This is a genomic window from Pseudomonas sp. BNK-15 (assembly GCF_047456105.1).
GTDB lineage: Bacteria > Pseudomonadota > Gammaproteobacteria > Pseudomonadales > Pseudomonadaceae > Aquipseudomonas > Aquipseudomonas putida_E.
Genome location: NZ_CP179898.1, coordinates 3,284,385 through 3,305,523, shown reverse-complemented (window position 1 = coordinate 3,305,523; position 21,139 = coordinate 3,284,385). Strand labels below are relative to the sequence as shown.

Annotated in this window: 20 protein-coding genes, 1 pseudogene and 1 riboswitch; of the genes and pseudogenes, 4 read left to right on the top strand and 17 right to left on the bottom strand. The window is 64.5% G+C overall.

The window, feature by feature from the left end; translation table 11 throughout:
* The first annotated feature begins 24 nt into the window (after window positions 1–24).
* On the top strand, window positions 25–3,501 hold the full coding sequence (locus tag ACMGF5_RS15100; protein ID WP_125924953.1) for a hybrid sensor histidine kinase/response regulator: 3,477 nt from the start codon (window positions 25–27) through the stop codon (window positions 3,499–3,501).
* Here ACMGF5_RS15100 and rmuC read toward each other — a convergent pair.
* Window positions 3,473–4,846 carry a DNA recombination protein RmuC gene (rmuC, locus tag ACMGF5_RS15095; RefSeq protein ID WP_414156840.1) on the bottom strand — a complete coding sequence of 458 codons (1,374 nt, stop codon included), beginning with the start codon at window positions 4,844–4,846 and terminating at the stop codon, window positions 3,473–3,475. The genes ACMGF5_RS15100 and rmuC overlap by 29 nt on opposite strands.
* A 170-nt stretch (window positions 4,847–5,016) precedes the next feature.
* Window positions 5,017–5,361 (bottom strand): annotated as a pseudogene (locus ACMGF5_RS15090) (sel1 repeat family protein); the annotation flags it as partial.
* Between the two features lie 953 nt (window positions 5,362–6,314).
* Here ACMGF5_RS15090 and ACMGF5_RS15085 point away from each other — a divergent pair.
* The 3 genes from ACMGF5_RS15085 to ACMGF5_RS15075 all read left to right on the top strand — a co-directional run bounded on the left by ACMGF5_RS15085 (window position 6,315) and on the right by ACMGF5_RS15075 (window position 8,682).
* Window positions 6,315–6,539 (top strand): hypothetical protein, encoded by a 225-nt coding sequence (locus ACMGF5_RS15085; RefSeq protein WP_012313162.1) that lies wholly within the window; start codon window positions 6,315–6,317, stop codon window positions 6,537–6,539.
* Window positions 6,540–6,787: 248 nt separating this feature from the next.
* Window positions 6,788–7,270, top strand: a complete 483-nt coding sequence (locus tag ACMGF5_RS15080; RefSeq protein ID WP_012313161.1) for a hypothetical protein — start codon at window positions 6,788–6,790, stop codon at window positions 7,268–7,270.
* A gap of 146 nt (window positions 7,271–7,416) precedes the next feature.
* Complete coding sequence (locus ACMGF5_RS15075; RefSeq protein ID WP_115272967.1) at window positions 7,417–8,682, top strand: OmpP1/FadL family transporter; 1,266 nt, start codon at window positions 7,417–7,419, stop codon at window positions 8,680–8,682.
* Between the two features lie 197 nt (window positions 8,683–8,879).
* On the opposite strand, the gene ACMGF5_RS15070 is transcribed toward ACMGF5_RS15075, so the two are convergent.
* The 15 genes from ACMGF5_RS15070 to ACMGF5_RS15000 all read right to left on the bottom strand — a co-directional run bounded on the left by ACMGF5_RS15070 (window position 8,880) and on the right by ACMGF5_RS15000 (window position 21,096).
* The gene (locus tag ACMGF5_RS15070; RefSeq protein WP_161871344.1) at window positions 8,880–9,431 is read right to left on the bottom strand and encodes a glutathione peroxidase; all 552 of its coding nucleotides are present in this window, start codon (window positions 9,429–9,431) and stop codon (window positions 8,880–8,882) included.
* Window positions 9,432–9,477: 46 nt separating this feature from the next.
* Window positions 9,478–9,600, bottom strand: coding sequence for a hypothetical protein (locus ACMGF5_RS15065; protein ID WP_256345742.1), 123 nt, complete (start codon window positions 9,598–9,600; stop codon window positions 9,478–9,480).
* Window positions 9,597–10,799 (bottom strand): MFS transporter, encoded by a 1,203-nt coding sequence (locus tag ACMGF5_RS15060; RefSeq protein WP_046787435.1) that lies wholly within the window; start codon window positions 10,797–10,799, stop codon window positions 9,597–9,599. The genes ACMGF5_RS15065 and ACMGF5_RS15060 overlap by 4 nt, the downstream gene beginning before the upstream one ends.
* Before the next feature lie 62 nt (window positions 10,800–10,861).
* Entirely contained in the window at window positions 10,862–11,266 is a 405-nt protein-coding gene (locus ACMGF5_RS15055) for a MarR family winged helix-turn-helix transcriptional regulator (RefSeq protein ID WP_039601514.1), read from the bottom strand.
* 63 nt (window positions 11,267–11,329) lie between these two features.
* Window positions 11,330–12,064 (bottom strand): adenosylcobinamide-GDP ribazoletransferase, encoded by a 735-nt coding sequence (locus tag ACMGF5_RS15050; protein WP_115272971.1) that lies wholly within the window; start codon window positions 12,062–12,064, stop codon window positions 11,330–11,332.
* A gap of 1 nt (window position 12,065) precedes the next feature.
* Window positions 12,066–12,635 (bottom strand): alpha-ribazole phosphatase family protein, encoded by a 570-nt coding sequence (gene cobC / locus ACMGF5_RS15045; protein WP_046787438.1) that lies wholly within the window; start codon window positions 12,633–12,635, stop codon window positions 12,066–12,068.
* Window positions 12,632–13,687, bottom strand: a complete 1,056-nt coding sequence (gene cobT, locus ACMGF5_RS15040) for a nicotinate-nucleotide--dimethylbenzimidazole phosphoribosyltransferase (protein ID WP_115272972.1) — start codon at window positions 13,685–13,687, stop codon at window positions 12,632–12,634. Before cobT ends, cobC begins: the two co-directional genes overlap by 4 nt.
* Window positions 13,684–14,205, bottom strand: a complete 522-nt coding sequence (cobU, locus tag ACMGF5_RS15035; RefSeq protein WP_046787440.1) for a bifunctional adenosylcobinamide kinase/adenosylcobinamide-phosphate guanylyltransferase — start codon at window positions 14,203–14,205, stop codon at window positions 13,684–13,686. The genes cobT and cobU overlap by 4 nt, the downstream gene beginning before the upstream one ends.
* Window position 14,206: 1 nt before the next feature.
* Window positions 14,207–15,661 (bottom strand): cobyric acid synthase, encoded by a 1,455-nt coding sequence (locus ACMGF5_RS15030; protein WP_119688406.1) that lies wholly within the window; start codon window positions 15,659–15,661, stop codon window positions 14,207–14,209.
* Window positions 15,658–16,650 carry a threonine-phosphate decarboxylase CobD gene (gene cobD, locus ACMGF5_RS15025; protein WP_346640975.1) on the bottom strand — a complete coding sequence of 331 codons (993 nt, stop codon included), beginning with the start codon at window positions 16,648–16,650 and terminating at the stop codon, window positions 15,658–15,660. Before cobD ends, ACMGF5_RS15030 begins: the two co-directional genes overlap by 4 nt.
* Window positions 16,643–17,551, bottom strand: a complete 909-nt coding sequence (gene cbiB / locus ACMGF5_RS15020; protein WP_115272975.1) for an adenosylcobinamide-phosphate synthase CbiB — start codon at window positions 17,549–17,551, stop codon at window positions 16,643–16,645. Before cbiB ends, cobD begins: the two co-directional genes overlap by 8 nt.
* Window positions 17,548–18,198: a 5,6-dimethylbenzimidazole synthase gene (gene bluB, locus ACMGF5_RS15015; RefSeq protein WP_125924961.1), complete on the bottom strand. Its 651-nt coding sequence runs from the start codon at window positions 18,196–18,198 to the stop codon at window positions 17,548–17,550. Before bluB ends, cbiB begins: the two co-directional genes overlap by 4 nt.
* Window positions 18,195–19,490: a cobyrinate a,c-diamide synthase gene (locus tag ACMGF5_RS15010; RefSeq protein ID WP_414156919.1), complete on the bottom strand. Its 1,296-nt coding sequence runs from the start codon at window positions 19,488–19,490 to the stop codon at window positions 18,195–18,197. The genes bluB and ACMGF5_RS15010 overlap by 4 nt, the downstream gene beginning before the upstream one ends.
* Entirely contained in the window at window positions 19,487–20,098 is a 612-nt protein-coding gene (cobO, locus tag ACMGF5_RS15005) for a cob(I)yrinic acid a,c-diamide adenosyltransferase (RefSeq protein ID WP_196997613.1), read from the bottom strand. Before cobO ends, ACMGF5_RS15010 begins: the two co-directional genes overlap by 4 nt.
* 118 nt (window positions 20,099–20,216) lie before the next feature.
* A riboswitch (cobalamin riboswitch) is annotated at window positions 20,217–20,437 on the bottom strand.
* A 125-nt stretch (window positions 20,438–20,562) separates the two neighbouring features.
* The gene (locus ACMGF5_RS15000; protein ID WP_115272978.1) at window positions 20,563–21,096 is read right to left on the bottom strand and encodes a C40 family peptidase; all 534 of its coding nucleotides are present in this window, start codon (window positions 21,094–21,096) and stop codon (window positions 20,563–20,565) included.
* Window positions 21,097–21,139 lie beyond the last annotated feature (43 nt).

The window sequence follows — 21,139 nt, the reverse complement described above, 5'->3', positions numbered from 1 at the left end:
TACTTTTTTTGCTCCGGAGTCTTCATGTCGTTGTCCAGCGGGCTGATCGCCCTGGTCGCCCTGGCCTACATGGCCGTCATGTTCGCCATCGCCTTCTACGGCGACCGCCGCAGCACACCATTGCCGCCGCGGCTGCGCGCCTGGGTGTACAGCCTGTCCCTGGCGGTGTACTGCACCAGCTGGACTTTCTTCGGTGCGGTCGGCCAGGCGGCCGAGCAGCTTTGGGCGTTCCTGCCGATCTACCTGGGCCCGATCCTGCTGCTGATCTTCGCACCCTGGGTGCTGCAGAAGATGGTGCTGATCAGCAAGCAGCAGAACATCACCTCGATCGCCGACTTCATCGCTGCGCGCTACGGCAAGTCGCAGACCCTGGCCGTGGTGGTGGCGCTGATCTGTCTTGTCGGGGTGCTGCCCTACATCGCTTTGCAGCTCAAAGGCATCGTGCTCGGTGTCAACCTGCTGATCGGCGCGAATGCCGACGCCACCGGCACCCGCGTACAGGACACCGCGCTGGTGGTGTCGCTGGTACTGGCGCTGTTCGCCATCGTCTTTGGCACGCGCAGCCTCGACGTTACCGAACACCACCGCGGCATGGTCCTGGCCATCGCGTTCGAGTCGCTGATCAAGTTGCTGGCCTTCCTCGCCGTCGGCGTGTTCGTGGTGTTCAACCTGTACGACGGGTTTGACGACCTGTTCACCCAGGCACGCCAGTCGGTGCTGCTGGACAGCTACTGGCAGGAGACGATCAACTGGCCATCGATGGTGGTGCAGACCGCCGTGGCGATGATGGCGATCATCTGCCTGCCCCGGCAGTTCCACGTGACCGTGGTGGAGAACATCGAGCCACAGGACATGCGCCTGGCGCGCTGGGTGTTCCCGATGTACCTGGCCCTGGCCGCACTGTTCGTGGTGCCCATTGCCTTGGCTGGGCAAATGCTGCTGCCAGGTACGGTGATTTCCGATTCCTTCGTGATCAGCCTGCCGTTGGCCGAAGCGCACCCGAGCCTGGCCTTGCTGGCCTTCATCGGCGGTGCCTCGGCCGCCACCGGCATGGTCATCGTCGAGGCCGTGGCGTTGTCGACCATGGTCTCCAACGACATGCTGCTGCCGTGGCTATTGCGCCGCAATAACGCAGAGCGGCCTTTCGAGGTGTTCCGCCACTGGATGCTGTCGGTGCGCCGGGTGACCATCGTGGTCATCCTGCTGCTGGCCTATGTCAGCTATCGCCTGCTTGGCTCTACCGCAAGCCTTGCAACCATCGGCCAGATTGCCTTCGCCGCCGTGACCCAACTCACTCCAGCCATGCTCGGTGCGCTGTACTGGAAGCAAGCCAACCGCCGTGGCGTGTTCGCCGGCCTCGCTGCGGGTATATTCCTGTGGTTCTACACCCTGGTGCTGCCGATCGCCGCCCACAGCCTGGGCTGGTCGCTGCAGCTGTTCCCGGGCCTGGCGTGGCTGCACGGCAACCCGCTGGGCCTGCCGATCACGCCGCTCACCCAGGGCGTGGTGCTGTCACTGGCGGGCAACTTCACCTTGTTCGCCTGGGTCTCGATGCTGTCACGCACGCGCGTCTCGGAGCACTGGCAGGCCGGGCGCTTCATCGGCCAGCAGACCAGTGCCCGCCCCAACGGCAAACCGCTGCTGGCGGTGCAGATCGATGACCTGCTGACGCTGGCCTCGCGCTTTGTCGGTGAGGAACGTGCGCGGCAAAGCTTCATCCGCTTTGCCTATCGCCAGGGCAAAGGCTTCAACCCCAACCAGAACGCTGACGGCGACTGGATCGAACACACCGAGCGCCTGCTCGCCGGGGTGCTCGGCAGCTCCTCGACCCGCGCCGTGGTCAAGGCTGCCATCGAAGGCCGCGACATGCAGCTTGAAGACGTGGTGCGGATCGCCGACGAAGCCAGCGAAGTGCTGCAGTTCAACCGCGCGCTGCTGCAAGGCGCCATCGAGAACATCAACCAGGGCATCAGTGTGGTCGACCAGAACCTGCACCTGGTGGCCTGGAACCGCCGCTACCTGGAGCTGTTCAACTACCCCGACGGCTTGATCAGCGTCGGCCGGCCGATCGCCGACATCATCCGTTACAACGCCGAACGCGGCCTGTGCGGCCCGGGCGAGGCACAGGTGCATGTGGCGCGGCGCCTGCACTGGATGCGCCAAGGCCGTGCGCATTCGTCCGAGCGGCTGTTCCCCAATGGCCGGGTGATCGAACTGATCGGCAACCCGATGCCCGGGGGCGGCTTTGTGATGAGCTTCACCGACATCACCCCGTTCCGCGAGGCCGAACAGGCGTTGCGCGATGCCAACGAGCGCCTTGAACAGCGGGTGGCCGAACGCACCCACGAGCTGTCGCAACTCAACCAGGCCCTGTCGGAGGCCAAAAGCCAGGCCGAAGCGGTCAGCAAGTCCAAGACCCGCTTCCTGGCGGCGGTCAGCCATGACCTGATGCAACCGCTCAACGCCGCGCGGCTGTTCTCCGCCGCCTTGTCGCAGCAGGCCGGGGGCATGAACGACGAGGCCCAACAGTTGGTGCAGCACATGGACAGCTCGCTGCGTTCGGCCGAAGAGCTGATCAGCGACCTGCTGGATATCTCGCGCCTGGAAAACGGCAAGATCACCCCCGACATCAAGCCGTTTGCCCTGAATGAGCTGTTCGACACGCTGGGTGCGGAGTTCAAGGTCCTGGCCGCCGAGAAGGGGCTGGAGTTCCGCTTGCGCGGTAGCCGCCTGCGGATCGACAGTGACATGAGGCTGCTACGCCGGGTGCTGCAGAACTTCCTTACCAACGCCCTGCGCTACGGCAAGAGCCCGATCCTGCTGGGCGCCCGGCGCCAGGGCGAACGGCTGTGGCTGGAGGTGTGGGACCGCGGCCCGGGCATCGCCGACGACAAGCTGCAGGTCATCTTCCAGGAATTCAAGCGCCTGGACAGCCACCAGACCCGCGCCGAAAAGGGCCTGGGGCTGGGCCTGGCGATTGCCGATGGCCTGTGCCGGGTGCTCGGCCACACGCTGCAGGTGCGCTCATGGCCGGGCAAAGGCACCGTGTTCCGCGTCAACGTACCGATCGCCCGCCAGGCCGTAGCCGCGCCGAGCGCACCGGTGGAGCAAGCCAGCCAGCCGCTGGCCGGGCTGCAGGTGCTGTGCATCGACAACGAAGACAGCATCCTGATCGGCATGAACAGCCTGCTCAGCCGCTGGGGCTGCCAGGTGTGGACAGCGCGCAACCGCGCCGACTGCGAGGCGTTGCTGGCGCAGGGCATGCGCCCGCACCTGGCGCTGGTGGACTATCACCTGGATGACGGCGAAACCGGAACCGGGCTGATGGGCTGGCTACGCGCCCGCTTGGGCGAGCCGGTGCCTGGGGTGGTGATCAGCGCCGACGGCAGCAAGGAAACCTTGGCCACGGTGCATGCCGCAGGCCTCGATTACCTGGCCAAGCCGGTCAAGCCGGCGGCCTTGCGCGCACTGCTCAATCGCCATCTGAGCCTGGTTCAGTAACCGCCTCGTCCGGCACCGCTTCATCCGTCAGTGCCCGCTCCAGCAAGTCGGCCGGCAGGCTCTTGCTGGCACGGGCGCCGAGCAGCTTGAGCTGCTCACTGCGGCTGACCAGGTTGCCACGCCCTTCACAGAGTTTGTTGCGCGCTGCGGCATAGGCCTTGTCGACCTGCTGCAGGCGATTGCCCAGCTCGTCAAGGTCCTGGATGAACAGCACGAACTTGTCATACAGCCAACCGGCGCGTTCGGCGATCTCGCGGGCATTCTGCCCCTGGCGCTCTTGCTTCCATAAGCTGTCGATCACCCTCAGGGTAGCGAGCAAAGTGGTCGGGCTGACGATCACGATCTGCCGGTCGAAGGCCTCCTGGAACAGGTTCGGCTCGGCCTGCAGGGCTGCCGAGAACGCGGCCTCGATGGGCACGAACAACAGCACGAAATCCAGGCTGTGCAGGCCTTCCAGGCGGCTGTAGTCCTTGCTCGACAGCCCTTTCACGTGGCTGCGCAGCGACTGTACGTGCTGCTTCAGCGCGCTTTCATCATTGCTGCTGACAAACTGCTGGTAGGCAGTGAGGCTGACCTTGGCATCGACCACCACCTGCTTGTCACCCGGCAACATGATCAATACGTCTGGCTGGAAGCGCTCCCCATCGGCGCTCTTGAGGCTGACCTGGGTCTGGTACTCGCGGCCCTTTTCCAGCCCGGCATGCTCGAGCACACGCTCGAGAATCAACTCACCCCAGTTGCCCTGGGTTTTCTGGCCCTTGAGCGCCTGGGTAAGGTTGGTGGCTTCGTCGGACAGGCGCAGGTTGAGTTGCTGCAGGCGTTCCAGTTCCTTGCCCAGGGAAAAACGCTCACGGGCTTCCTGCTGGTAGCTCTCCTCGACACGCTTTTCGAAGGCCTGGATGCGCTCCTTGAGCGGGTCGAGCAACTGGCCCAAGTGCTGCTGGCTGGTCTGTGCGAAACGCTGCTCGCGTTCGTCGAAGATTTTCGTGGCCAGGTCGGCGAACTGCGCACGCAGGGTATCGCGGGCTTCCTGCAGGTCTTCAAGGCGCTGCTGATGGCTGTCCTGCTGCTCACGCAGCTCAGCTTCCAGGCGTGCTGCCTGGGCCTCCAGGCGACGCTGTTCGGCTTCCCGGTTGACGCGTTCGAGGTGCCAGGCGTGGGCAGCGTCTCGGGCATTGTCGCGGTCAATCTGCAGCAGCTCGAGTTCGCGGCCCTGGGCGGCCAGTTGGGCCTGCTTGAGCGTGTTGGCTTCGCTGAGGTCACTGACCTCGTCCCGGCTGGCATCCAGTTGCGCCTGCAGGCCGGCCTGGGCCAGCAGGGCGCCATTGAGGCGTTCTTCGAGCAAGGCCCGCTCGCTTTGGCGGGCAGCCTGACGGCGCTGCACCTGCATGACCCAAACCAGGCAAGGCAAGGCGCCTGCCACCAAGCCCAGCACAATGCTGGTCAGATCCACTGCCATGCTTACCCCGAACAAGTCTGTCGCAAATGAGATGCAGCTTAACAGTCCGTTTGTTCCTGCGCCTGCCCCGGCTCACTGGCCTGGCAGAGCCGCGCGTACTCCAGTTGCGCAAGGCGGTCGCCGGCGCGCGCCGCCTGGCGCAGCAGTTCATGACCGATGCGCCTGTCACGGGAATTGCCGCAATCGCGGCAGAGCATCTGCCCCAACCGGCTCTGGGCCACTACCACGCCCTCCCGAGCCGGCTGTTTGAGCAGGCGTCCGGCCAAGTGCTTGACCTGCGGCTTTTCGCCCAGGCGCGGGTTGTCCAGCAGCCATAGGGCCACTTTCAGTGAAAAGCGTTTGGACGAAGGGGCTGATGAAGTGACAGCGGGTTCGGTGGGGGATTTACCGCGAAATTTCATGACAAACAGAGAAGGCAATTCGAAAGGCGCGCCACTCTACCCTTTTTTTCATATCGTGACCTGAGGATTTTCTGCGCCCGGAAAAAAATTTCGATGATCTTTTCTTGACGTTTCCAAGTGGATGGCCGGCGGATCTGCAGCTGCCTGATGATTGTCGGACAGTTCTGTAATTTGCTGGCACTCCCGTCCTAGAGCAAGCGCTCGGGACAATCCACAGTTCCTGTGGATAACTCGGTGGACAACCCCCCAAACCACCCCGCAAACCCGCGTGAAACGGGGCTTTCAGTCAAACTGACGATTTTTTCACCAGCTAAAAATAGTGTTTTTTTTCATTGACTTAAGGTAGCAGTCAAGGCATTGGCAGGCTTGGCGGGGGGTGTTGTCGAGCTGTTACAAGTCACGCCTCGAATGTGAACAAGTGCACCGAAAACCTGCATTTGAATGCACGAACTTGGTACATCCAGCCGGTTGTGCGCCATTTGCCCCCTCTTCACACAACGCAAAAGAAACGCCATACTGCTCGGCTTACCTTAAGACCTGTGACAAAGCTTGCAAAGCACCTCAGCTTCCGGTAAGGTGCCCCTCGTTAGTACCAAGCTGAAAGTCAATTCTGGCCAGAAACGTCCTTGCAGGCCTGCTCCCCCCAAGAGCAACACTGCTGAAACCAGGACCGGCCCTTTCGATGATTCACTCACCAGCCTTGCGCTGTTCAGCACGAATCACGTGACAGATTGATCAGGATTCCATACCGATGGCCTAGAACCTTGGCCCCGGCATGCTGCCTGCCCTCTGAAGTACCTACCAGTCAGCCCAAGCGCCCACCTTATGATTGCGCCCCCTCTGGCTGCCCTGTTCCAGTCAGGTTCGTTCGTCCCTTAATAAAGGCGTCACTGGAACGTTTCTATCATGCACGGATCATAATCCCCGTGTTTAAAGCAGGAACATCCAACAATATGCAAACTCATCATCAAATTCAGGCTGCCATTGGCACCCTTTCCCAGGCCTTCTCGCCGTTGAAGTGCCTTATCACTGCCCCACGCAAGGGCAACTTCAGCTTCACCCTGGTGGACGAGCACGGCGTTGCCTGCCACACCGAACGCCTGTACCCAGAACAGTACAGCCGCTCGGAACCGCTGCAGGCCGTCATTGCCCGGACGCGCCAGTCGCTCACTGCGTGAGCGGCGAATACCGTAGCATTCAGCTGTTGAATGCAGTAAACGGTAAGCTACCTGATCGTTCTTGGCCTAATTGCCGCAGGGCATATAGCGCCGAACGTCAGGCAGCAATCGATTTAAAAACAGCCCTTTACACCACGATTATCACACTACACTTCAACTCGAGCGGTCCTTGCCGCTTCCGGCGGGCCTGATCACTCACCAGCTGCCAAGCTCCCACGCCCGTCGGCCCCTTACTGCTCGAGGGCATCATGGGTATTGCGGCGAATGAATTGTGTCAGTATGTGATTCGACCAACCTTGGTCTACCTCAATCGTCATTGCGCCAGTGCCGAAGCCCTTTTGCTGGGCATCGCGGCCAGCCAGTCGGCACTCGGTTCGGCGTTGCATGATCGCCGCGGCCACGGCCTGTACCGTATTGGCGAGCATCGCCATCGGGCGGTCTGGGACGATTTTCTCGCCCGTGACCCTGAGCTGGCCAGCCTGGTTCGCGGCCTGGCGAGCCAGCATGCCTTCCTGGGCGGCCCGCACCTGGAACTGGCAGTCAACCTGCGCTACTCCACCGCCATTGCCTGGATGCTCATCGAAGCACAAGCAACGCCCCTGCCTGCCGTTGACGACCTGCTAGGCCAGGCGCGAATCTGGCGCCAGATTTTTCACCCCCAAGGTCGTCTGCGCGACTTCACCCAGGCCTGGCATCTGTGTATTGCTCAGAAATTGCCACAGGCATCTTAAGAAACGTCCTACAGCATTGCCGGAAAAAATGGAATTTTGGTCGGATTGTCCTACAAAACCGCTCTATCTCCTGCGATACAGGCTATGGCGCGGCGCGTGAATTGTTGGTAGCTTTTCGCCCCGGAGATCCCAAGGAGTTTCTAATAATGAAAAAAGTAATGCTCAAAACCTCCCTCGGCTTGGCCGTGGCTTTCGCTTCCAGCCATCTGTTCGCTGCCGGCTTCGCCCTCAACGAACAGAGCATCAGCAGCATGGGGACAGGTTTCGCGGGACGTTCTTCTTCTGCCGAAGATGCCAGTACCGTGTTTGGCAACCCGGCAGGCATGTCACGCCTCAAGCGCGAACAATTCACCGTGGGCGGCGCAGCCGTCATCGCCAAAACCGATATCTCGGGCCCTGGAAGCAACCTCGGGGGGGAAACCGATGGTGACATGGTGCCTGTGGTCGGCGTGCCGATGGGTTACTACGTCAAACCTATCGATGATCACTGGAGCGTCGGTTTCGGCGTTTATGTACCTTTTGGCCTGGTAACCGACTACGGTAGCGACGATGCCGCGCGCTATTGGGGTAAAAAGAGCCACGTCGAAGTCATCACCTTCCAGCCCACCGTCAGCTACGCCTTCAACGATAAAGTCTCGATTGGTTTCGGCCCGACCATCAACCGCATCAAGGGCGAACTGGGCTCGAGCTTGATCAACCCGTTCACCCCGGGCAGCAACGACGGTGAAGTGAAGATCAAGGGCGACGATACCGCCATCGGTTACAACATCGGTATCCTGGTGCAGGCCACCGACCGTACCCGCGTAGGCCTGACCTATCACTCCATGGTCGACTACAAGCTCGAAGGCAAGACCCGTGTCAGCACACCACTGATCGGCCCCTTCAACGGCGACAAGTTCGACGCCAGCCTGAAGATCAAGACACCGGAATCGGTCGACCTTTCGGTCACCCATGAGCTTGACGACCAATGGACCCTCTACGCGGGCAGCACCTGGACCCGCTGGAGCCGCCTGGAAGACATCACCGTGCAGAACGATGTTCCGGCACCGCTGGCAGGTTCGGCGTTCGAGACCATCAGCGAAGAGCAGAACTGGCATGACACCTGGGCCCACGCCATTGGCGCGTCCTACAAGGTGAACAAGGAGTGGGTGCTGCGCACCGGCTTTACCGTCGACCAGTCGCCAACCAACAACCACGACCGTTCACCGCGCATCCCGACCGGCGACCGCAAGGTGTTCAGCCTGGGTGCGGGCTGGAGCCCGAACGACGACATGACCATCGATGTTGCCTACTCCTACCTGTGGGAGGAAGACACCAAGGTCAACCAGGTCAGCGCCAGCAAAGGCAGCTACCAGGCCAAGTACGAGAACAGCGCTCACGGTGTGGGTGCCTCCCTCACCTACCGCTTCTGATACGTACGGCTGTGTGAACGCCGCCCTTGTGGCTGATGCCAGTCAGTTAGCTTTATCAGGGCTGCTACGCAGCCCATCGCCGGCAAGCCAGCTCCCACAGGGGCCGCGCAGCTCTTGAGGCCTGCGCTGTACCTGTGGGAGCTGGCTTGCCGGCCATGGCTGCAAATCACAAGGACAGCAAAAACAAGAGCGCGGGGTTATGGCTGCGATGCAATCGCCTTTTCGATCGCCGCCTTGAACTCAGGATCATCCGGCTTGGTCAGGCTGGAGAAGTTGGCAATCACCTTGCCCTTGCGATCAACCACGTACTTGTAGAAATTCCACTTCGGAGCACTGCTTTGCTCCGCCAGCCCCACGAACAGCGGGATCGCATCTTTGCCCCGTACCGACTGGGTCTTGGTCATGGTGAACGTCACGCCATAATTGGCATAACAGACCTTGGCCGTCTTCTCGCTGTCGGCGTCTTCCTGCTTGAAATCGTTGGATGGCACACCGAGCATTTCCAACCCCTGCTCGTTGTACTCCTTGTAGGTACTCTCGAGCCCCTCGAACTGCGGCGCAAACCCGCAATAACTGGCCGTGTTGATCACCACCAACGGCTTGCCGCCAAAACGCTGGCAAAGGTCGACCTGACCCTTGCCACGCAACTCCGGCAGGCTGCCCTGCAGCAATGCCGGGCAATCCGCCGCCCCGGCAGAACCGGCAGCGAACATAGCCAGCAACGGCATCATCAACCCATATGCACGCATCAAAAGACTCCCCTGCAAAACGATCCTCGAACTTGCAGAGTAGCGCTTAACAAACGCCCATGCCCAGTTGCATGAGGGCCATGCCGCCCCGATGCCAGCCCCACCACGCCAGCACCAGCAGCAGTGCGGCCCCCAGGGCCAGCAACCCGCAAGCCAGGTAGCGGTTCATGCCGCCTGAGCCTGCAGACGGGCGACCGGGCGTTCACTCACCGGCCAGTTGAGCGCCGCAGCCAGCAGACTGAGCAGAATCGAGATCTGCCAGACCAGGTCGTAGTTGCCGGTACGGTCATACACCACACCACCCAGCCAGCCGCCGAGGAAGGCACCCAACTGATGGAACAGGAAGACGATGCCACCCAGCATCGACAGGTTACGCACACCGAACACAGTGGCCACGGTGCCGTTGGTCAACGGTACGGTCGATAGCCACAGCAAGCCCATGGCAATGCCGAACAGATAGGCGCTGAACTGGGTCACCGGTGCCCAGAGGAACAGCACGATCACCACCGCGCGCAACAGGTACAGCGCCGTGAGCAGGCGCGGCTTGGACATGCGCCCACCCAGCCAGCCCGCCGTGTAGGTACCTACGATGTTGAACAGCCCGACCAGCGCCAGCACGGTGGTACCGGTGGTTGCCGCCAGGTGCTGGTCGACCAGATAGGCCGGCAAGTGCACGCCGATGAACACCACCTGGAAGCCGCAGACGAAAAAGCCCAGCGCCAGCAGCCAGAAACCCGAGTGCGAGCAGGCTTCATGCAACGCCTGGCCAAGCGTCTGTTCGCCACCGTAGGCAGGCAACGGGCGGTCACGCAGCAGCCCGACAAAGGGCACGATCAATGCCACCAGCAGGCCGAGCACCAGCAGCGCTGCAGACCAGCCCAGCCACTCGATGAGGCCCAGCGTGCCGGGCAACATGGCAAACTGGCCGAACGAGCCTGCTGCGCTGGCAATGCCCATGGCCATGCTGCGTTTTTCAGCCGGTACCGCCCGGCCAACCACGCCCAGAATGACCGAGAACGAGGTGCCGGACAGGCCGATACCGATCAGCAGGCCGGCACTGAGTGACAGCGACCAGGCCGAGTCGGCCGTACTCATCAGCAGCAAACCGGCGGCATACAAAATGCCGCCGATGATGACCACCCGCGCCGCGCCCAAGCGGTCGGCCAACGCGCCGGCAAACGGCTGCGCCAAGCCCCAGATCAGGTTCTGCAGGGCGATGGCGAACGCGAAAACCTCACGCCCCCAACCAAAATCGGCGCTCATCGGCGCCAGGAACAAGCCGAAGCCGTGCCGGACACCAAGGGACAACGCCAAGATCAACGCCGCCCCCGCCAGTACCCACCCGCTGGTTCGCCAAACCGAAGTCATTGTCGTTATCTCCAGCACATCGCAAGGTTATGCGGGTATATACCCGCTTATGATCGTATGAATCAGGCCAGTTGGCCCAGCAAACGCACCAATTCGTCACGCTGCCCTTCGCCCAGTTGCTCCACCAGCAGCCGCTGCGCGTGTTCCCAGGCAGGGTATGCCGCTTGCAAGCGCTCAGCACCCGCCGCAGTCAATAACACCACGCGGTTGCGCTGGTCGTCACCGTCGGCCAAGGCCACCAAGCCTTCGGCCTCCAACACTCGCACGTTGCGGCCCAGGGTGCTGCGCTCCAGGCCCATGGCTTCAGCCAAGGCAGTGATACTAGGACGGTCGAGGCGCTGCAGATGGCGCAGCAGGGAAAACTGGGCGACATTAATGCCAAAACCAACGAGGGCTTCGTCGTAATGCCGGCTCACCCCGCGGGCGGCACGACGCAGGTGCGTGCAGATGCATTCACTGGTCAACATGATTACGTGTATATACCCGCACTATGGATGTTGCAAGAAGTTTCAATTGTGCCAAGCAGCCACTCAAGTCGCTAACGCCAGCCCCAACACCACGGTGAGCTCCAGCAACTCCAGCATCGCCCCGGCAGTATCGCCGGTTGTCCCGCCTAACCGCTGACACATCAATCGTCGCAACCACCAGAACACGCCAAGCGCCAGCGCCATCGGCCAGATCGCGCTCCAGCCGCCCAACACCAGGCACAGCAGCAGACTGCCCAGCAGCACCCAGCCAGCAGCCTGGCGCGGCAGGTGCTCGGCCAGCGCCTGCCCAAGCCCGCCTGGGCGCACGTACGGCGTGCGCAGGAACAGCCCCAGCATCGCAGCCCGCCCGATCACAGGTGCCAGCACCAGCAGCGCACCGGCGCCGCGCTCGACAAGTACCCAAAGCGCACAGAACTTCAGCAACAACACCAGCACCAGGGTGACCACGGCAATCGGCCCGCTGCGCGGATCCTTCATGATCTTGAGCGTGCGCTCGCGATCGCCGAACCCACCCAGCCACGCGTCAGCACTGTCTGCCAGGCCGTCCAGGTGCAGCGCACCGCTGAGCAATATCCACAGCGTCAACAGCAACGCCGCGTGCAAAGGCGCCGGCGCGCCTTGCAACAGATGGCTGGCAAGCCACAGCAGCAGACCGAACAGCAAACCGACCAGCGGATAGCACAGCAGCGAGCGCCCCACCTCACGTGGTTCGGGCATACCGGGCAAGCTTACCGGCAGGCTGCTGAGAAACTGCAGGGCAATCCATAAAGGCAGCATCTCAGTGCACCTCGGCCAGTTGGCCGTCTTCGCCCAGGCTCAGACGTACAAGCGCGCCGTGGCCCACCTCCACCTGCAGCAACTGCTCCTTGGGCAAACCGCGCGCGCGCGCCAGCAGCAGGCGCATGACGCCACCGTGGGTGACCAGCAACACCCGCTTGCCGGCATGCTGCTGGTGCAGGCGGGCGACAGCACCCAGCACCCGCTCAGCGAAGGCACTGACGGCCTCACCGGCGGGCGGCGTGTAACTGTAAGGATCGGCCCAGAAACGCCCGAGCTCATCCGCTTGCGTCTGCATGATCTGCAAGGCGCTGCGCCCTTCCCACTCACCGAAATGCAACTCTTGCAGATCGGCCTCGCGCTGCACCGTCAAACCCAGCCGTTCACCCAGCTCATCGGCAAACCGCGCACAGCGCTGCAAGGGTGAGCTGACCAATACGTCCCAAGGGGCGCACTCACCCACGGCACTGCGCATCTGCGCCCAGCCCAGCTCGGTGAGGGCATCGTCCAGGCTGCCGCGCAAGCCGCCACCCTGCTCGGTTTCACCGTGGCGCAGCAGGTCGAGGATCATGCCGGGCGGTCCGCCACGGCTGCTTCGGCAAAGGTCGCCATCTGCCCGTGCAGCACGCAGGCCAGGCGCAACAGTGGCACCGCCAGCGCCGCACCGCTGCCCTCGCCCAGGCGCAGGCCCAGGGCCAGCAGCGGCTCGGCCTGCAAGGCATCGAGCAACGCCTTGTGCCCTGGTTCGGCACCTTGGTGGGCAAACAGCAACCAAGCCCGGCATTGCGGGTTGAGGCGCACGGCTACCAGCGCGGCGACGCTGCAGATGAAACCGTCCACCAGCACCGCAATGCCCTGCTGTGCACAGGCCAGGTACGCGCCGGCCAGGGCGGCGATCTCAAAACCACCCACACAGGCCAGCGCCTGCAGCGGGTCGTCGGCACGCAGACCGTGCAGCACCAGGGCCCGCTCGATCACTTCAGCCTTGTGGCGTACGCCTGCGGTGTCCAGGCCAGTGCCCGGGCCACTCAGTTCGCGCGCCGGGCAGCCCAGCAGGGTGCTGGCCAGCGCCGCAGCAGCGGTGGTATTGCCGATGCCCATCTCGCCACCGATGAACAGCTGCGCGCCGCTCTGGGCAGCGCGCAGGACGCTGTCACGGCCGGCTTGCAGGGCTGAGCGCAGCTGCACCTCGGTCATCGCCGGCTGGCGGGCGAAGTTGGCGGTACCGCCCCCCAGGCGCAGGTGGCGGACACCCGGCAATTCCAGATGCGGGTCGATGGTGCCGAGGTCGACCACTTCCAGGCTTGCCTGCAGCTGGCGCGCCAGCACGCTGATCGCCGCCCCACCGCCGACGAAGTTGCGCAACATCTGCCCGGTCACCGCCTGCGGATAGGCCGAAATGCCCTCCTCGACCACGCCATGGTCACCGGCAAAAATAGTGATGGCCACCTGATCCAGGTTCGGCCGCTCAACCCCCTGCAGCCCGGCCAGGTGCACTGCCAGGGCTTCCAGCTGGCCGAGCGACCCGGCAGGTTTGGTCAGCTGCTGCTGACGGGCGCGGGCCTGATCCATGGCGGCGGTGTCGAGAGGTTGGCAGGCGTCACGCCACCAGGTCGGGTTCATAGAGCAGGTCCTTTGAGCATCAGGGGTAGGCCGGCGACGGTGAGTACCACGCGCTGGCAACGTTCGGCGACGGCCTGGTGCAGCCAACCGGCCAGATCGACATAGCGCCGGGTCAGCTCGCCCATGGGCACTACGCCCAGGCCGGTTTCATTGCTGACCAGAATGATCACGCCGGGCAATTGCACCAGGCAGTCGAGCAGTGCATCGCGCTCTTGAGCCAGGCGCTGATCGTCATCGAGCATCAGCAGGTTGGTCAGCCACAGGGTCAGGCAGTCCACCAGCAGGCAGCGCCCTTCGGCAGCTTCGGCGCGCAGCACGGCTGCCAGGGCGAGCGGCTCTTCGATCAGCGCCCAATCGCTTGGCCGGCGCTGGCGGTGCAGGCGTACCCGTTCGTTCATTTCGCCATCCAGGGGTTCGCTGGTGGCGATATAGGTCACCGGCAGACCGCTGTCGGCTGCCAACTGCTCGGCCAGGCGGCTTTTGCCCGAACGGGCACCGCCGAGGATCAGGTTGCGCATGTCAGGCGACCCCACAAAGTTTTCGCAGCTGCGCGGTGTCCAGGTGCTTTTCCACCAGGTCGGCCAGGCGCTCGATATCCCGCTCGCGCAGGGCCTCATAATCGATCTGCTGCACGTGCGCCAGGCCCGCCCAGCGCAGCAGCGCTGCGCACGACTGGCGGCCTTCGAACAGGCCATGCAGGTACGTGGCGAGGATCTGCCCGTCGGCACTGATGGCGCCGTCGCTGCGGCCATCGGCCAGTTGCACGGCGGGGCGCTGCAGCGCAGGGCCTTGGGTGACGCCGGCATGGATCTCGTAACCGGTCACGGGCGACTGTTCGAGGCTCAAAGCCCCCGCCACGTTGCGCAGTTGCTTCTGGGCCTCAAGCACCGTGGCGTAATCGAGCAGGCCCAGCCCCGGGCTGGACCCGGCAGGCCCCTCGAGGCCGAGCGGATCATGCACCTCACGGCCCAGCATCTGCAGGCCGCCACAGATACCGATGAGCTTGCCGCCGTAGCGCAAGTGCCGGGCGATGGCGGTGTCCCAACCGCGCTCGCGCAGTTGCGCCAGATCGCCACGCACGCTTTTGGAGCCAGGCAGGATGATCAGGTCGGCAGGCGGAATCGGCTGGCCAGGGCCGATGAACTGCAGGTCCACCTGGGGGTGCAGGCGCAACGGGTCGAAGTCGGTGTGGTTGCTGATGCGCGGCAGCACCGGCACGATCACCTTGAGCACGCGCTCATCCTTGGCCGCCTGGCGTACATCGATGCCGTCTTCGGCCTCAAGGTGCAGATCGCTGACATAAGGCAGCACACCCAACACCGGCTTGCCCGTGCGCTGCTCCAGCCAGTCCAGGCCTGGCTGCAGCAGGGCGATGTCGCCACGGAAACGGTTGATGACGAAGCCCTTGACCCGGGCCTGCTCGGTCGGCGACAGCAGCTCCAGGGTACCGACCAGGTGGGCGAAGACGCCGCCGCGATTGATGTCGGCAACCAGAATCACCGGGCAGTCGACCGCTTCGGCAAAACCCATGTTGGCGATGTCACCGGCACGCAGGTTGATCTCGGCAGGCGAGCCCGCACCTTCGACCATCACCACCGGATACGCGCCACTGAGGCGCTGATGGGAGGCCAGCACCGCCTGCATGGCGATAGCCTTGTAGTCGTGATAGGCCACCGCGTTCATGCTGGTGACCGCGCGGCCATGGATGATGACCTGGGCGCCGGTGTCACTGTTGGGCTTGAGCAGCACCGGGTTCATGTCGGTGTGCGGCGCCAGCCGGCAAGCCTGGGCCTGCACCGCCTGGGCGCGACCGATCTCACCGCCATCGGCAGTCACCGCGCTGTTGAGGGCCATGTTCTGCGGTTTGAACGGCACCACGGCCACCCCCTGGCGCAACAGCCAACGGCACAGGGCGGTAACCAGCGTGCTCTTGCCGGCGTCGGAGGTGGTGCCTTGCACCATGAGGGTGGTCATGCCGTTTCCTTCTGATAATCGGCCAGGGCCTGGGCCAGGCGCTGCTCTTCAGCGGCGCTGGCGGGCAGGCCCAGGCGCACGGCAGGCGGCTGTTCGAACAGGCGCACCAGGATGCCGCGGCGGGCGAGAAAGTCATGCAGGTGCGCTGCGCGCTCGCAGCGTACGTACTGGAACAGGTCGCAACCACCCGCGGGCGCAAGGCCGGTGCTTTTCAGCAGCGTGGCAAGCCGTTGGCTGGCGTGGGCACAGCGCTCGATCTGCAGCGGGTGGGCTGCCAGGTCGGCGAAACACGCCTGGGCCAGCACCCGGGTCGGGCCGCTGACGGTCCATGGGCCAAGCAGCTCGGCCAGGCGCTGCAACAACGGCAGTTCGGCCGCCACGCAGCCCAGCCGCACACCGGCCAGGCCGAAGAACTTGCCGAACGAGCGCAGCACAATCAGCCCGGGGCGGTCGGCACAACCGACCACGCTGTGCTCGGGCGTGTTGTCCATGAAGGCTTCATCGACCACCAACCAGCCGCCACGCTCGGCCAAGCGGGCATGCCATGCAAGCAGGCGGTTGGGGGGCACGCGATGACCGGTCGGGTTGTTCGGGTTGACCAGCACCAGCACATCGAGGCTGTCCAGATACGCCTCGACCTGGCTTTCATCCAGCTCGACCAGCTGATGCCCGGCCCGTTGCCAGGCCTGCGGATGCTCGGCATAACACGGCGACAGCACCCCCACGCGACCGCTCGGGCGCAGATGCGGCAGGGCCTGGATCGCTGCTTGCGAGCCCGCTACCGGCAGCAACTGGCCAACACCGTAATACTGGCGGGCCGCCTCTTCGAGGCCGTCTTCGGTCTCGGGCAGTCGCGCCCAGGCGTGCGCCGGGATCGCCGGCACAGGATAAGCCCACGGCGCAATACCGCTGGACAGGTCGAGCCAGGCCTCCCGTGCAATCCCGTATTGCCGTACTGCCCTGAGCAGTCGGCCGCCATGTTCAAGCATTGCAGTAGGCTCCCACGCAGATCACCAGCAACCACAACCACACGCCACGCTGTACCAGGGCCCAGCCGCGCTCGATGGCACCGGCATCGGCCATCGGCCCTTCGCCCAGGCGCGGGCGCTCGTGCAGCTCGCCGTGATACACCGCCGGGCCACCGAGTTCGACACCCAGCGCACCGGCACCGGCCGCCATCACCGGCCCGGCGTTGGGGCTGTCCCACAACGGGCCCTGCTTGCGCCAGCAGGCCAGGGCCAGGCGGGTCTTGCCGAGCAAGGCGTAGGTCAATGCCACCAGCCTTGCGGGAATATAGTTGAGTACATCGTCGATGCGCGCCGCGCACCACCCGAAGCGTTCAAAACGTTCATTGCGGTAGCCCCACATGGCATCCAGCGTATTGCTCAAGCGGTACAGGACCACGCCCGGCGCACCGGCCACGATGAACCAGAACAGCGCGGCGAACACTGCATCGCTGCCGTTCTCCAGCACCGATTCGGTTGCGGCCCTGGCCACGGCCGGCTCATCGAGTTCGCGGGTCTCGCGGCTGACCAGGTAACCGACGCGGCGCCTGGCCTCCTCCAGATCACCCTGGCGCAAGGCACTGGCCACCGGCAGCACATGCTCGCCAAGGCTGCGCAGGCCCAGCGCGCAATACAGCGCCAGCACGTCAACCAGCCAGCCAATGCCGGGCAGCCAGGAGAGGATCAGCGCCACCAGGGTCAAGGGCACCACTGCCAGGAACCAGGCACTCACGCCGTGGCTGCGCCAACCGCGCCCGCCGGCATTCAGGCGCTGCTCCAGGCTCGACGCCAGGTTACCGAAGGCCACCAGCGGATGGCGCCGCTGCGGCTCGCCGAACAACGCATCCAGGGCCACGCCGGCCACGGTCAGCAAGGCGACGCTCATGGGCGCTCCCCCCATTGGTTTTCATACAGCATGTCGCTCAAGGGCCGTTCTTCGGCCCAGTTTTCCATCACCAGCATGGGTGCCGGATAGAACTCGGTGACAGGCCCCAGGCACAGCACCGCCACCGGTTTGGCGCCGGCTGGCATCCCCAGCAGCGCGGCCAGTGCCTGTGGGTCGAACAGCGAGACCCAGCCCAGCCCCAGCCCTTCGGCGCGGGCCGCCAGCCACAGGTTCTGAATGGCGCAGGCGAGCGAGGCGAGGTCCATTTCCGGCAAAGTCCGCCGGCCGAAAATGTGTGGCTCGCGGTTGTCCATCAACGCCGCCACCCACACTTCGGCGCAGTCGCTGATGCCTTCTACCTTGAGCTTCATGAATGCGTCGGTGCGCTCGCCCAAGGCGTGGGCCGTGCGCACCCGCTCCTGCTCCACCAGCGCCTGGATACGCCCGCGCAGCTCACCCTGGCTGATGCGAATGAAACGCCAAGGCTGCATCAGGCCAACGCTGGGGGCCTGGTGCGCGGCAGCGAGCAGGCGGCCGAGCACTTCAGGCGCAACGCTGCCGCCGGCGAAGTGGCGCATGTCGCGGCGCTCGCCGATTGCCCGGTAGACGGCCGCGCGTTCGGCATCACTGAAGGCGTGCTCGCTCATGGCCGCAACAGCACCGCCGCCGCCTCAGGGTTGGAGGGAAAATAGAAGTGCACATAGGATGCCGTGAGCCGACCAAGGCGATAGACCGCCTCGTTGCCGCGCCCGCCGTTGGGGCTCTGGCCGCGGGCGATGGGCTGCAGTTCGGTGCTGGTCAGCGAGTGGTGGTAGGTGTGGCCGCGCAGGGTGCCTTCGGGCAGTTCCACAGCCTGCAGGGCCAGCGCCGCCAGGCGTTTCTGCATGGTCGCCTCGCCGGGCAGCAGGCCAAGCAGTGCGGCACGCTCGCCGGCCACATCGGTCAGGGCATCGAGCAGGTAAAGCATGCCACCGCACTCGGCCAGCAACGGCTTGCCTGCGCCGTGGTGCGCACGGATCGCGGCGCACATCGGTGCGTTGGCGGCCAGCGCATGGTGATGCAGCTCAGGGTAGCCGCCCGGCAGGTACAGGCTATCCACGGCGGGCAGCTCGCGGTCGTGCAGCGGCGAGAAGAACGCCAGCTGTGCGCCCAGGTTGCGCAGCAGGTCGAGGTTGGCGCCGTAGGTGAAGGCAAACGCTTCGTCCCGGGCGATGCCAATGCGCACACCCGCCAGCGAGGCGCTGCACGTCGGTACGTCCGGCGCGGCGAATGCTACCGGCGGCGGCAATGCGGCATCGCAGCTGCTGCCCAGTGCTTGGGCGGCGGCGTCCAGGCGCGCGTCCAGGTCATTCAGCTCGCTGGCCTGAACCAACCCCAGGTGGCGGCTGGGCAGCTCGATACCGCGCTCGCGCGACAGCCCGCCGTACCAGCGCAGGCCCTCGGTCAGGCTACCTTCGAGCAACTGCGCGTGGCGCAGGCTGCCGACACGGTTGGCGAGCACGCCAGCGAACGGCAGGTCGGCCTGGTAGCGCGCCAGCCCCAGGGCCAGTGCGCCAAAGGTCTGGGCCATGGCCGTACCATCGATCACGGCAAGAACCGGCACGCCGAAGTGGCGCGCCAGGTCGGCACTGGAAGGAGTGCCGTCGAACAGGCCCATGACGCCCTCGATCAGGATGAGGTCGGCCTCACCCGCCGCTTCCCACAGCAGGCGCCGGCTTTCCTGCGCACCGATCATCCACAGGTCGAGCTGGTACACCGGCGCCCCACTGGCACGCTCGAGGATCATCGGGTCGAGAAAATCAGGCCCGCATTTGAACACACGGACCTTGCGCCCCAGGTTGCGGTGCAGGCGGGCCAGGGCCGCAGTCACGGTGGTCTTGCCCTGGCCAGATGCCGGTGCTGCGATCAGAACGGCTGGGCAGTGGCGCGTCTGACTCACAGTTCGACGCCCTTCTGCGCGCGGATACCGGCCTGGAAGGCATGCTTGAGCATACCCATCTCGGTGACGGTGTCGGCCAGCTCGACCATTTCGGGCTTGGCCGCGCGGCCGGTGACGATCACATGCTGCATGGGGGGGCGCGCCTGGATATCGCCCAGCACCTGATCGAGGTCAAGGTAGCCGTGCTTGAGGGCAATGTTCAGCTCGTCGAGCACCACGAACTGGATGCTCGGGTCCTGCAGCAGCTGGCGCGAAACCGCCCAGGCTGCCTCAGCGGCGGCAATGTCGCGCTGGCGGTCCTGGGTTTCCCAGGTAAAGCCTTCGCCCATCACGTGGTAGCGCACCTGCTCGGGGAAGCGCCGGAAGAACAGCTCCTCGCCGGTGCTGTTGCGGCCCTTGATGAACTGCACCACACCACACTGCATGCCGTGGCCCAGGGCGCGTGCGAGCATGCCGAACGCCGAGCTGCTCTTGCCCTTGCCATTGCCGGTCAGCACCAGCAGCAGGCCGCACTCGTTAGGGGAATTGGCGATGCGCTCGTCGATGATCGCCTTCTTGCGCTGCATACGCGCCAGGTGACGTTCGTCGCGTTCGGTGGTTTCGCTCATGGGGGTCTCCGCAGGCTGTCGCCCCGCAAAATACGGCGACAGGTCGATAGGCGGGCAGACGGAGAACGCGCAGGAGCCGTGGCCAGATGCCACGGTGCACCGCGCATCACCCTCCGTGATGCCGTTGGCAGTGACAGGCCGGTCTCCGGGCTCGTGAGCGGGCGTTGGCCCGGGCCTGCGCGCCTTCCCGGATACTGGTATCCAGTGGCCGTGCGCGGCTTTTGACTCACCTACCGTTGCGGGGGCAGCGCCGGACTCGCACCTTGCAGGCGCACACCGGCTTCCCAGTTTCACCCTGCCCAGACGAGCTGGCAGGGCACCTGAAACACGCGCGAAGGTTAGAGTGTTGCACCGGGAGCGTCAATCGAAGGGCGGGGATTTCGCTTGAGGGTTCAGGCGCTCTTGATAGGGAGCGCGGCCCGCGCGGCGCGCATCGGCCACCTTGCGAGTGGCCGGTTTCGCCATCAGGGGTTCTGTGCCAGGTGCCCCTGGGTAATCACCCGTTTTGCCTGCAGGTAGGCTTTGGACCAGTAGCTGTTGGACAGGTAGTCCAGGCGCACGGTGCCACCGGTGGACGGAGCATGCACGAACCGCCCTTCGCCCACGTAGATGCCGGCGTGGCTCACCTGCGAGCCACCGCTGGTAGCGAAGAACACCAGGTCGCCCGATTGCAGTGAGTGAACGTCTACGGTCGGCGCACGCATGACGATCATTTCTCGCGTGGAGCGAGGCAGGCTGATGCCCGCCGCGTCCCGGTAGACGTAGTTGATCAAGCCACTGCAATCGAAACCGGAGTCGGGAGTGTTGCCGCCCCAACGATACGGCGTACCCACCAGGCCGATTGCGCGGATCAGCACGTCGTTGGCAACCGGGGACGCTATGGGTTGGCTGTACGGGACCTGTGGCTGTACCACAGGCGCCGGTGCCGGGGCACGGCCGGAGCAGGCGGCAAGCAATGCCACCAAGGAAAGGAATGCGAAGCGCGCCATCATCACCATGGCCAGAACATCCTGTCTGAGATCGCTGGGCTGCAACCGAAAA